The 12,821-nt window shown below is 69.2% G+C and carries 9 protein-coding genes; all 9 read right to left on the minus strand.

All coding sequences use genetic code 11. The features are described from left to right. Positions 1 to 3: 3 nt before the first annotated feature. Positions 4 to 462: a transcription elongation factor GreA gene (gene greA / locus AC3DEZ_RS11625; protein ID WP_447105247.1), complete on the minus strand. Its 459-nt coding sequence runs from the start codon at positions 460 to 462 to the stop codon at positions 4 to 6. 14 nt (positions 463 to 476) lie between these two features. Continuing rightward, the gene (gene carB, locus AC3DEZ_RS11630) at positions 477 to 3,719 is read right to left on the minus strand and encodes a carbamoyl-phosphate synthase large subunit (RefSeq protein ID WP_488388350.1); all 3,243 of its coding nucleotides are present in this window, start codon (positions 3,717 to 3,719) and stop codon (positions 477 to 479) included. Between the two features lie 4 nt (positions 3,720 to 3,723). After that, the gene (locus AC3DEZ_RS11635; RefSeq protein WP_488388351.1) at positions 3,724 to 4,335 is read right to left on the minus strand and encodes a hypothetical protein; all 612 of its coding nucleotides are present in this window, start codon (positions 4,333 to 4,335) and stop codon (positions 3,724 to 3,726) included. Continuing rightward, positions 4,332 to 5,459 carry a glutamine-hydrolyzing carbamoyl-phosphate synthase small subunit gene (gene carA, locus AC3DEZ_RS11640; RefSeq protein ID WP_488388352.1) on the minus strand — a complete coding sequence of 376 codons (1,128 nt, stop codon included), beginning with the start codon at positions 5,457 to 5,459 and terminating at the stop codon, positions 4,332 to 4,334. The genes AC3DEZ_RS11635 and carA overlap by 4 nt, the downstream gene beginning before the upstream one ends. A 261-nt stretch (positions 5,460 to 5,720) precedes the next feature. Next, positions 5,721 to 7,559, minus strand: coding sequence for a carboxypeptidase regulatory-like domain-containing protein (locus AC3DEZ_RS11645; RefSeq protein WP_488388353.1), 1,839 nt, complete (start codon positions 7,557 to 7,559; stop codon positions 5,721 to 5,723). Continuing rightward, on the minus strand, positions 7,556 to 9,730 hold the full coding sequence (locus AC3DEZ_RS11650; protein WP_488388354.1) for a hypothetical protein: 2,175 nt from the start codon (positions 9,728 to 9,730) through the stop codon (positions 7,556 to 7,558). Before AC3DEZ_RS11650 ends, AC3DEZ_RS11645 begins: the two co-directional genes overlap by 4 nt. Then, positions 9,727 to 10,887, minus strand: a complete 1,161-nt coding sequence (locus AC3DEZ_RS11655) for a BatA domain-containing protein (RefSeq protein WP_488388355.1) — start codon at positions 10,885 to 10,887, stop codon at positions 9,727 to 9,729. The genes AC3DEZ_RS11650 and AC3DEZ_RS11655 overlap by 4 nt, the downstream gene beginning before the upstream one ends. Next, positions 10,884 to 11,780, minus strand: a complete 897-nt coding sequence (locus tag AC3DEZ_RS11660; protein WP_488388356.1) for a DUF58 domain-containing protein — start codon at positions 11,778 to 11,780, stop codon at positions 10,884 to 10,886. The genes AC3DEZ_RS11655 and AC3DEZ_RS11660 overlap by 4 nt, the downstream gene beginning before the upstream one ends. 13 nt (positions 11,781 to 11,793) lie before the next feature. Continuing rightward, on the minus strand, positions 11,794 to 12,789 hold the full coding sequence (locus AC3DEZ_RS11665; RefSeq protein WP_488388357.1) for an AAA family ATPase: 996 nt from the start codon (positions 12,787 to 12,789) through the stop codon (positions 11,794 to 11,796). Positions 12,790 to 12,821: the final 32 nt, after the last annotated feature.

Genomic DNA, 12,821 nt, shown 5'->3' on the forward strand with positions numbered 1-12,821 from the left:
GGGTCAGTCGGAGTAGCTGACGCCGACGATTTCGTACTCGCGCTGTCCGGCGGGCGCATCGATGGTGACCGCGTCACCTTCGTGCTTGCCGATCAGCGCGCGGGCCAATGGCGAGGAAATCGCGATCAGGCCCTGCTTGATGTCCGCTTCCAGGTCGCCGACGACCTGATAGCGCTTTTCCTCGTCGGTCTCCACGTCGGCCAGGGTCACCGTGGCGCCGAACACGATGCGCGTACCGGCGTTGAGCTTGGTGATGTCGATGATTTCCGAGTGCGAAAGCTCGCTCTCCAGCTGCTTGATGCGGCCTTCGATGAACCCCTGCTGCTCACGGGCGGCGTGGTACTCGGCGTTCTCCTTCAGATCGCCGTGTGCGCGCGCTTCGGCGATGGCGGTGATGACCTCGGGTCGCTTCACCGTCTTCAGCAGATCCAGTTCCTGGCGCAGCCGCTGCGCGCCCTTCATGGTTAGTGGTGCTCTCACCCTTGCAGCTCCTTGTGCAGTTCCTGCAGGGCCCAGACCGGGCCCGTACCGCGGAATTCCAGCGAATGGACCAGCGCCTTCGCGCCGGCAATCGTGGTCGAGTAGGTGACGCGGTGCTGGAGGGCCTCGCGCCGGATGGAGAAGGAATCGGCGATGGCCTGCCGTCCTTCGGTGGTGTTGACGATATACACGATCTCGCCGTTCTTGATCAGGTCGACGATGTGCGGACGCCCTTCGACCACCTTGTTGATCTGCTCGCAGGCGAAGCCATGCTCGCGCAGCCATGCCGCGGTGCCCTGAGTGGCGACCAGGCTGAAGCCGCGTTCGACCAGCGCCTGGGCCACCGGCAACACGCGCTTCTTGTCCGGATCACGCACCGACACGAACGCCTTGCCCGGCTGCGGCGCCTTGATGCCGCCGGCTTCCTGCGCGCGCGCCATCGCCGCGCCGAAACTGCGGCCCACGCCCATCACTTCGCCGGTGGAGCGCATTTCCGGACCCAGGATCGGGTCCACGCCCTGGAACTTGGCGAACGGGAAGATCGCCTCCTTCACCGAGTAGTAGTCGGGCACGACTTCGGCGGTGGCGCCCTGCTCTTCCAGGCTGCGGCCCGCCATGCAGCGGGCGGCGATCTTGGCCAGCGCCACGCCGGTGGCCTTTGACACGAAGGGCACCGTGCGCGAGGCGCGCGGGTTCACTTCCAGCAGGTAGACGGTGTCGTCGCCGTCGTCGTTGGACTGAATGGCGAACTGGGTGTTCATCAGGCCGACCACGTTCAGCGCCTTGGCCAGCTCGACCACCTGTCGGCGCAGTTCGTCCTGGGTGGCGGCCGACAGCGAGTACGGCGGCAACGAGCAGGACGAATCGCCCGAATGCACGCCGGCTTCCTCGATGTGCTCCATCACGCCACCGATCAGCACCTTGCCGGTGCTGTCCGCGATGATGTCCACGTCCACCTCGACCGCGTTGTCGAGGAAGCGATCCAGCAGCACCGGCGAATCGTTGGATACCTTGACCGCGTCACGCACGTAGCGCGCCAGGTCGGATTCGCCGTAGACGATTTCCATCGCCCGGCCGCCCAGCACGTAGGACGGACGCACGACCAGCGGATAGCCGATCTCGCGGGCCAGGGCCAGCGCCTGCTCGTCGGTGCGGGCGGTGCGGTTCGGCGGCTGCTTCAGGCCCAGTTTCTCGACCAGCTGCTGGAAGCGCTCGCGATCCTCGGCCAGATCGATGGAATCGGGCGAGGTGCCGATCACCGGCACGCCGTTGGCTTCCAGCGCGCGTGCGAGCTTCAGCGGAGTCTGGCCGCCGTACTGGACGATCACGCCCTTGGGCTGTTCCAGCTCGACGATGGCCAGCACGTCTTCCAGCGTCAGCGGCTCGAAGTACAGACGGTCGGAAGTGTCGTAGTCGGTCGAGACGGTTTCCGGATTGCAGTTGACCATGATGGTCTCGTACCCGTCTTCGCGCAGCGCCAGCGCCGCGTGCACGCAGCAATAGTCGAACTCGATGCCCTGGCCGATGCGGTTGGGACCGCCGCCGAGGATCATGATCTTGTCGCGCGAGGTCGGCTCGGCTTCGCACTCGTCCTCGTAGGTCGAGTACAGATAGGCGGTGCCGGTGGCGAATTCCGCCGCGCAGGAGTCGACGCGCTTGTACACCGGCTTCACGCCCAGCGCCTTGCGCAGCACGCGCACGGCGGCTTCGTCGGTGCCGGCCAACTGGGCCAGGCGCGCATCGGAGAAACCCATGCGCTTCAGGCGGCGCATGCGGCGCGCGTCCAGCGAACCCAGGCCATCGGCGGCAATCTGCTTCTCGTCGGCGATGATTTCCTCGATCTGGTCGAGGAACCAGGGATCGATGAACGACAGCGCGTGCACCTGCTCCACGTTCATGCCGGCGCGGAAGGCGTCGGCCACATGGAACAGGCGTTCCGGGCCCGGCGACTTCAGTTCGCGGCGCAGTTGCGTCAGATCATCCTCGCTGGACAGATCCAGGCCGGTGGGGTCGAGGCCGACCTTGCCGGTCTCCAGGCCACGCAGGGCCTTCTGCAGCGATTCCTGGAAGGTCCGGCCCATCGCCATCACCTCGCCCACCGACTTCATCTGGGTGGTCAGGCGGGCGTCGGCCTGCGGGAACTTCTCGAACGCGAAGCGCGGGATCTTGGTGACGACGTAGTCAATCGTCGGCTCGAACGAGGCCGGGGTCTTGCCGCCGGTGATTTCGTTCTTCAGCTCGTCCAGCGTGTAGCCGACCGCGAGCTTGGCCGCGACCTTGGCGATCGGGAAGCCGGTGGCCTTCGAGGCCAGCGCGGAGGAGCGCGACACGCGCGGATTCATTTCGATGACCACCACGCGACCGGTCTCGGCGTTGACGCCGAACTGCACGTTGGAGCCACCGGTGTCCACGCCGATCTTGCGCAGCACGGCGATGGAGGCGTCGCGCAGGCGCTGGTATTCCTTGTCGGTCAGGGTCTGCGCCGGGGCGACGGTGATCGAGTCGCCGGTGTGCACGCCCATCGGATCCAGGTTCTCGATGGAGCAGACGATGATGCAGTTGTCCGCGGTGTCGCGAACCACTTCCATCTCGAATTCCTTCCAGCCCAGCACCGATTCCTCGACCAGCACTTCGGTGGTCGGCGACAGTTCCAGGCCGCGGGTGACGATGTCGACCAGTTCCTCGCGGTTGTAGGCGATGCCGCCACCGCTGCCGCCCAGGGTGAAGCTGGGGCGGATGATGGTCGGGTAACCGACGCGGGTCTGGATCTCGATCGCCTCTTCCAGCGTGTGGGCGACCGCGGCGCGCGGGCATTCCAGGCCGATCTCGCCCATCGCCACGCGGAACAGTTCGCGGTCCTCGGCCATGCGGATAGCCTCGCGCGAAGCGCCAATCAGCTCGACGCCGTACTTTTCCAGCACGCCGTGGTCGGCCAGGTCCAGCGCGCAGTTCAGCGCGGTCTGGCCACCCATGGTCGGCAGCAGCGCATCGGGCTTTTCCTTGGCGATGATCTTCTCGACCGTCTGCCAGTTGATCGGCTCGATGTAGACCGCGTCGGCCATTTCCGGGTCGGTCATGATGGTGGCCGGGTTGCTGTTGACCAGCACCACCCGGTAACCCTCCTCGCGCAGCGCCTTGCAGGCCTGGGCGCCGGAATAGTCGAATTCGCACGCCTGGCCGATGACGATCGGGCCGGCGCCGATGATGAGGATGGTGTTTATGTCGGTGCGCTTGGGCATGGGCTTACTCGAAGAATTTCGGGGGGATGCCGCAGGCATCGGAGATTTCGGTGGCCAGCGCCTTCAACTGGAGATCGCTGGCCGAAGGCTGGTCCTCGTCCTGCTCGGTGAACTCGCCGTAGCCCGACAGTTCGCGCAGGCGCCGGTACGGCGGGCCGTAGGCGAAGGTCATGAAGGAAACGAGTCGATCCGGGGCCATTCCGGCCGGGTCGAAGCCGTGCCCGTCGCCGGACAGGGCGTTGTCGATTGAAAACCCGCCCAGTTCCTTCATCGCATCGCCGGCGCCCTCGTCCAGCAACTTCAGCGCGGCCTGGAACTCATCGGGAACCTCGTCGGCGTAGGCGTCGACCGCACGCCGCTTGCGCGCCACGAAAGCCGGCCGCGCGACCTGCTGGTTGAAGCAGGCAATCTGCTTTCCGTCCAGTTCCGCCTCCAGGGCCTCCGGATCCTTTTCCATCAACTGCGCGAAGATGCGGTGGATCGGGAACATGTCGACCAGGTACTCGGTCATCCGCTCGCGGGCCACGACATCGATCGTGGCCGGCGCGGCCGTGACGGCGCCGGCGCTGGCCAGCAGTCCCGCCGCCAACAGCAGGCGCGGCCGCAGGCGGCTCACGCCGTGCGTTCCATGCTGGCAACGAAACGGTCGAACAGGGGCGACACGTCGTGCGGGCCGGGCGACGCTTCCGGATGTCCCTGGAAGGAGAACGCCGGCGCATCGGTCAGTTCGATGCCCTGGTTGGTGCCGTCGAACAGCGAGCGGTGAATGACCCGCACGTTGGCAGGCAGGCTGCTCTCGTCGACCGCGAAGCCGTGGTTCTGCGAGGTGATCATCACCCGGCCGCTATCCAGATCCTGGACCGGATGATTGGCGCCGTGGTGGCCATGGCCCATCTTGAGAGTCTTCGCGCCGGCGGCCAGCGCCAGCAACTGGTGACCCAGGCAGATGCCGAAGGTCGGGATCTTCTTCGCCACGAATTCGCGGATGGCGTCGATCGCGTAGTCGCAGGGTTCCGGATCGCCCGGTCCGTTGGACAGGAAGATGCCATCCGGATTCAGCGCCAGCGCCTCGGCGGCCGGGGTCTGCGCCGGCACCACCGTCACTTCGCAGCCGCGTTCGGCCAGCATGCGCAGGATGTTGTGCTTGACGCCGAAGTCGTAGGCCACGACCTTGAACTTCGGTTCGGCGTGGACGAACTCGCCGCGATCCAGATCCAGCTGGCCGTCCTTCCAGGCGTAGCGGTCGGTCGTGGAAACCACCTTGGCCAGATCCATGCCCTTCAGGCCGGGGAACTTGCGGGCGGCTTCCAGCGCCTTCTCCACGTCCACGTCCGCGCCGGCCATCAGCGCGCCGTTCTGCGCGCCGCGGTCACGCAGGATGCGGGTGAGCTTGCGGGTGTCGATGCCGGCGATGGCGACGATGCCGCGGGCGATCAGCCATTCCGGCAGCGCCACCTGGCTGCGCCAGCTGCTGGGCCGGCGCGGCACGTCGCGCACGATCAGGCCGGCGCCCCAGACCTGGCGCGCTTCGTCGTCCTGGTCGGTGCAGCCGGTGTTGCCGATATGGGGATAGGTCAGGGTGACCAGCTGGCGGGCGTAGGACGGGTCGGTCAGGATTTCCTGATAGCCGGTCATCGCGGTGTTGAACACCACTTCGCCGACCGAAAGGCCGTCTGCGCCTACGGATTCGCCCTCGAATACGGTGCCGTCTTCGAGTACGAGGATTGCGGGTTGAGTCACGGGGTTCGCCTTGGGGTGAAGGAACCCTGCCCCTCCAACTTGCGGCTGCAAGAAACCGCGGACTCGGTGATTTTCCGGTCCGGGGCGGTGGGTAACAGGCGAGCGGGAATTATACGGGCGAGCCCCCTCCCGCGCTACAGTTTTTTGACCGATCCATTCGCAGTCCAGTGGTGTCCCGGTCGCTGTTCAGGCGGCGGATGCGCGGGTGGACGCCTCATTGGCGAGCGCGCGCCGGCCGCCGCGAAGGCGGCTTTCTTCGCCTCAGTGCGGGGACGCCGTGGCCTGGCCCGCGCGCCCCAGGCGCGAACGTTCGAACCACCACAACGCGACGCTGAAGCACAGCCACGCCAGCCACCAGGGCCAGGCATCGCCGCGCCGTGGCGGTGCGGCCATCGCGGCGGCAGGCGCGGTGGCGGGCGCCCCCACCCGTTGCCGGGTGGCTTCCCGCAGCGCCATGGCCCGCAGGCCGGGGGCCTCGCCGGCGGCGCGCACCGGGAAAGCCGATTCCAGGTCGCCCTGGCGAAGCCGGTGCCAGCCACGGTGACGCGGCCAGTAGGCGGCGCACGCCCGGCCGCCGCTGGCGGGATCCGGCAACAGGGTCGCGGTCGTGCCATCCGGCGCGACGACCCTGGCGTCTCCGCCGATGCCGCACAGGCGCATCCCACGCCCCGCCCGCGCCTCCGATTCGAGGGTCGGGGGCGACCCGCTTCTTGCGCGTGCCAACGTGGCGAAGGCTTCGCTCCACAGCGCCGCGTGGCGATCATCGCGACCGGCCAGGGTCAGCCGGAAAGTGTCGGTCAACGGCCACACGCCGATCCGGCCACGGCCCACGGCATGCCAATCCGCCACCGCGACACCGTCGGCGTCGCGCAACAACGGCAGTGCGTCCACCGAACCGTCGCGCAGGCTTCGCCGGCTCAACAGAGGGACGCCAGTGGCTTCCGCGTCGATGGGCGCATCCCGGCTGCCCGCGCCGCGCCTCGCACGCAGGCTGTGCTCGTCCTCGCGCGTGGATGCCAACCGGAAGTCCTTGCTTTCGCCGCCGCCGGATACGACGACGCCCAGTTCCCGCAACTGGCGGCGGGTGGTTTCCGGCAACGGTCCCTCGACACGCAGCAGTACACCGAGTCCACCCCGCAACGCGGACGCAAGCGCGGCGCGCGACGCGCCATCCAGCGTGGCCCAGGCGCGATCGTCCAGCACCAGCAGATCGAAGCGCGCGAGCGTGGCCGCGTCCAGCGGCAGCGGCGCATCGCCCAGTTGCAGGCCGGCGCCGACCTGGATCTGGACGTGCGGCTCCATCCCCGCATCGGTCATCCAGCGGCGCAGGTACTTCCATTCCGGATTGGGCGCGCCGGCGAGCACCCGGACCCGTGGCGCGGGCTCGGCGACGATCCGGATCGGTACGTCGACGTCCTCCACGCGCCTGCGCTGCCGATCGGATACACGCAGCCGGAACTCCACCAGTCCGGACGCGCGCGCGGCGCCATCGAGGGTGAAATCACCGATCCGGTCCGGGACGACCGCATCGAGCCGACGGCCGGCAGGATCCAGCAGTTCCACGATCGCGCCATCGACCTCATGCACGCGACCCGTGAGCGTGAACGGCGCGCCCGCCATCACCTGCTCCGGTACATCCAGGCGTATCAGGCCACGCGGTAGCGGCGCCGCCGTGAACGTCAGGCCGTATCCGCGCGTGGCGTCGCGATCGCGCGCCTCCAGGCCCGCGCCGATCACATGCAGTTGCCGCATGCCGGGATGCCGGCGCAGGGCGGTCGCCAGATCCGGGACGCGTTCGGCACCCGTCGCGGCGGGCGCCTCGGGCAGCGCGATCAGGACGTCGCCGGCGGCCGGGTCCGGGATGCGTGGCGCCTGCGCCCCCGCGGTCAACACCGTCATCGTGCCGGCTCGACCCGGCGACGTGGGCGGTACCAGGACGAAGTACAGCAGCAACGCGTACACCGGTTGGGCCAGCAGCAGCACGACGAGGCGCCATGCGCGCGCCGGTTCCACCGCGCGCCGCTGCCACCACAGCAGGCGCACGATGCCCAGCACGGCCGCGAACGCAAGCACTCCCGCCAGCAGCACGGAGAGGTTCATGGCGCGCCCTCCCGCCGCAGGGCGTCGAGATAGCGTTCACCCGCCGCGTCGGTGGTACGGCGCCGGACCTGCGCGGGCGGCCGCGCCAGCACCGTCCACAGCAGGCCGCGCAGGCGCTGCCGGCAATCGTGGCAATCCGGATCGCCGCGCACCGCGTCGATGGCCGCGAACAGGGACAGCGGATCGGCCACGCGCGCTTCGTTGTCGTGCAACCAGCGCTGCAGGGCATCCAGGTCCACCGCATCGGCCTCCGCCCCGCCCGGAATCTCTTCCAGCGCTTTCCAGGCGGCCGCGGGCACCGCCTCGGTGGGCGTCGCAGGCGCGAGCGCCAGCTCCCGCCGCGCCAATCCCTCGCGCTTGCCGCTCAGCCTGCGGGTCTCGTCGATGCCCGGCAGTTCCGGTCCCACCCTCGCCAGATAGATGCGGGTGGCCTGCTGCACCTGCTTGATGAACCCCAGTGCCTTGTAAGCGAACGGCAGCGCCTGATCCGGACGACCCTGGCGCAGATGCAGTTCGGATTGCCACATCTGGTCCAACGCCTGCTTGAGCGTCGCGCGCGTATCCGGATCCAGCAGCGTCGCCGCTTCGGCGTGATCGTGGGTATGTCCGTACTCGGCCAGCACATCCTGTTCCCTGCCGACGCCCTGCGCCGCGGTGTCGCCGGCAACCGGCGCCTCCGCATGATCGTGCCCGTCCCCGTCGTGATGGGCGGCTTCGCCGCCCGCCTCCTTGCCCTGGGCATCTTCCGCATCGTTGGTCGGCGGCGGCTTCGGTTCGCCCTCGGCTTCCTCGCCCAGGAACTGACCGTAGCGCAGGCGCAGGATGCGCTGATCCACACCGATCGCATCCGATCGCGCGAGGAAACGATCCCCGGCGAGCCGGCGCTTTTCCTTTTGCAGGGCCTCGGCATCGAGAATGATCTGGCGCTGACTGCGGAAATACGCCGGCAGCACTTTCTTGACCATGCCTTCCAGCCCGCTGGCCTCGCCGCCCGGATCCGAAGACCAGCGCAGGATCAGGCTGGGACTGCGCGCGGATTGCGGCCGGGGGGCGCGATTGTCGGCGACTTCCAATTGAACGATGAGATCGTCGCCGATGGCGAAGCCCTGCGCCGCCAGATCCAGGGCGATGTCGAACCGACGCGCGGTCGCGCCGCCCCTGCCCGGCACCGGCAGGATCTGTTCGCGAAACTGGATGTTCTCGCCACTTCCCTGCGCCAGCGTCACCCGCAAGCGCGCCTGTGACGCGACCCCGTGATCGTCCCGGGCCTCGAACGAGAGCGGCCAGCGCCGTTGGCCCGGCGCAAGCAGACTGAGCCCGCGATCCGGCGCCAGCACCGTGATCTGCGGAGGGCGATCCGGAATCGCATCGATGCGATGCAGGCGCGGCGCCGGTTGCGCCGGCGCACCACGCGGCAGCACGCGATACAGCACCGATTGATCCAGCGTGGTCGAAGCGGTCCAGGTATCGCCGGTCCGCGCCAGCGCGAGGCGCCGGCCTTGATGGAACACCAGTTCGGCCGCCTCGGGTTGCGGTGCGAAACGCAGGGTCCATTGCAGACGCGATCCCTGCGGCGCGCACGCGTCCAGGCTGGCCTCGTCACGCGCGGGCTGGCGTGTGTAAGCCGGTGCAACGACACGCAGGTGCTGCGCCACCAGCCGGGGCACGCCGGCCACGGCGGGCAGTTGCTCGTCGCTGGGCGCCAGCGTCACCGTCGCGGGGTGATCCGGTGGCCGGACCAGCAGCACGGCCACCACCAGCGCGCCCACGGCCCAGCTCGCGGCCAGCCCGCGCCGCGACCAGCCCGGCCGCAGCCCGGACCCGCCGCGCGCGTCCAGGCGCTGTTGCATGCGCGCGCGTTGCAGGCGCTGCAGGGCATTCAGGCGTGCCGGTTCGACGAACAACAGATCACTGCTGTCCTCCATTTCATGGCGCGCATCCAGACGCGCCACCAGCCAGGACCGCCCGAACGAACGCGCACGCCATCCTGCCAGCAGCGCCACGATGAGGATCGCGGGCAAAGCACCGACCACTGCCGCCGGCCATCCCCCTCCACGCCACCCGGCGACGGCGATGGCGGCCACCCACGGCACCCCCATCAACGCGATATCGGCGATCACCCGCCGACGGATCGCCGCCAGCCATGGACTCAGCGCGTGCGTGACGCTCATGGCGCCGCGCTCCGTCGGCGACGGGTCGCCCACCAGCGCTCCAGTACCAGCACCAACGCGATCAACAGCGCCAGCCCGGGTCGCAGATCACGGGGCGCCTGCGGATAGGCGGCAGCGCCGGCTTGCGGTGCGTAGTCGCGCGCCATCACCCGGGCGGGTGCGGACTCGGGTGGCGCGAACAGGCTTCGCAGCCGCGCGGGGAATGCGGGTTCCAGCAACTGCGGCATCGCCGCCGGTTGCAACGGGCGGGTCAGCCGCAGCACGCGTCCCCGTCCCCATGCGCCGCCTTCGACCAGTACCGCGCCGGCATCGGACCAGTACGGCGTCATCGCGACCGCCGGATCGACGCGTACGCGCGCGTCCAGCAGGGCGACGCCACCATCGGCGATCCATTCGCGGATTGGCGCCGGCAGGTCGCCCGATGCCAGCCAGACCAGGGCGCGGGCATCCACCGGAAGCGGCTGTTCCGGCGGGCCCACCGACAGTCGCGTCTTCACCGCGGGCTCGGACCAACCGCTTTCCACCGCGGCGCGCAGGTAGCGCACGCCATCCTGCCGATCCGCGGCGTGGCGTATGGCCAGCGCTTCCGGTGCGATCACCGCGACGCGCTCCGGGCTGGGCGCAGGACGTTCCACAATGCGCCAGTCCACCGTGCGTGACAGTCGCGGGCGCTCGGCATCCGCGCCGTCGAACCACGCCGGCACCACCATCGTCAGCGTCGCGCCGGATGGCAAGTCCGCATCCAACTCCCGCAACAGGCTGGCCATCGGCACGCGTCCGCGCGGCGCGGGCGTATCCAGGGCCGGGAAACCCGGCGCCAGCCAGCGCAGTTCGGCGCGACCGTCGGCATCGCGGCGCAGCGTTTCTGCATCCACCCCGGGCAGCACCACCGTCCACGGCCGTTCGCTGGCGCCGCCCTGCAGCACCGGCCGTGCCAGCCACAACGCGATCAGCGCCAGCAACAACAACCGCAACACCAGCAGCCAGCGCTCGTCGAACCGGATCCGATGGCGCGGCCGGGGTTTCTGCCGCAGCCAGCGCAACGCCGCGAAATCGGTCGGCCGCTGTTCGCTGCGCCGGGCCAGGTGCACCAGCAACGGCAGCAGCAGCGCGCCCAGCGCCGCCAGTGCGACCGGCACCAGCAGGGCCAGGCTCACGCGTACTCCGCGGCGTCACGGGCACCGAACAGCCGTCGCAGCGGCAGATCCAGCGGCTGATCCAGGAAGTAGTCGGCGTGACGGATGCCGCTGGCATCCAGACGCGCCTTGAGTTCGCGCCGGGCTTCGGCGAAACGCGCCAGATATTCGGCCCGCATGGCCGCGCCGTCGCCGAGCAGTTCCTCGCCGGTTTCCGGATCCCGGAAGCGGTGGCCGCCGGTGAAGGTGAAGTCGCGTTCCTCCACCGTCAGCAGCGGTATCACCAGCACTTCGCGACGCGCGGCCGCCAGCCGTTCGGCCAGGGCGACGCTGGCGTCGTCGAAACAATCGCCCAGCAGGATCACCAGATCTCCGGCGCCGATGCGTTCCCACAACGGCGCGAGTGCCTGCGGTCCGGGAAAACCGCCCCCGGCGGACAGGCCATGCAGTTCCAGCAGCAGGCGATCGCGCTGGCGCACGCCCGTCGCGGGCGCCACCACCCGCAGGCCCGCCTCGTGCAGCGCGACCAGACCGAAGCGATCGCCCTGGCGCAGCGCCAGTTCCGCCAGGCAGGCCGCCAGCGCCCTGGCCGCATCCAGGCGTGATCCTTCCGGACGGTCAACATCGGCCTGCGTCATCGAGGCGCTGGCGTCGATCAGGATCCACACCGCCAGGGGACTCTCGCGTTCGGCTTCGCGCACGAAGAAGCGATCCGAACGCGCATACAGCTTCCAGTCGATCTGGCGCGGCTCGTCGCCCGGCTCGTAGGCGCGATACTGGGCGAACTCCAGTCCGGCCCCCCGGCTGCGGCTGCGATGCAGGCCGATGCCCTGCCCGCCGACGGCGCGACGCGAGGTCAACCGCAGGTCCTTCAGGCGGCTGCGCACCTCGGGCGGGATCGGGTCGTACGACATCGCGCGTGGACGGTCAGGACCGCGCCAGCGGCACGTCGCGCAGGAGCGCGGCAATCACGTCGTCGGCGCTCTTCTGCTCGGCCTCGGCCGCGAACGACAGCAACAGGCGATGACGCATCACCGGCGCGGCCAGCGCGGCGACGTCATCGCGGGTGGCGGCCAGGCGCCCGTGCAGCAAGGCGCGCGCCTTCGCCGCCAGCACCAGCGATTGGCCCGCGCGCGGGCCGGCGCCCCATTTCACGTACTTGCGCACCTCTTCCGGCGCACCCTCGCCCGGTCGGCTCGCGCGTACCAGGCGGGTGATTCCGCGCAGCAGATCCTCGCCCAGGTGGACCTGTCGCACGTACTGCTGCAGCGTCAGCACATCGCCCCCCCGCATCACCTGCGGCACTTCGCAGGTCTGGCTTCCGGTGGTCTGCGACAGGATGTCGTGCTCCTCCTGCTCGCTGGGGTAATCCACGCGGATGTGCAGGAGGAACCGATCGAGCTGCGCCTCCGGCAAGGGATAGGTGCCCGCCTGTTCCAGTGGATTCTGGGTGGCGAGCACGAAGAACGGCGATGGCAGCGCATGGGTGACGCCGGCATAGCTGACCGTGCGTTCCTGCATGGCCTCCAGCAGGGCGGCCTGGGTCTTCGGCGGCGTGCGGTTGAGTTCGTCCGCCAACAGCAGATTCGTGAACACCGGGCCGGGCTGGAAACGGAATCGGCGATGGCCGGTGCCGTGTTCCTCTTCGAGCAGTTCGGTGCCGAGGATGTCGCTGGGCATCAGGTCGGGAGTGAACTGCACGCGCCGGAACTGCAGTTCCAGCGCCTGTCCCAGCGTCCGCACCAGCAGCGTCTTGCCGAGGCCCGGCACGCCTTCGAGCAGGCAATGACCACCGGCGAGCAATCCGATCAGCAACTGCTCCACCACGGCTTCCTGGCCGACGATGGCGCGGCCGATGGCATTGCGCAGGGAGACCAGCCGATCCAGTTGCGTCCGGATGTCGGTTTCGGAAAGTTCGTTCATCTGAAATCCCGTGAAGAAAAAAGGCGACGGGG

Source organism: Pseudoxanthomonas sp. 134C1, assembly GCF_057773065.1.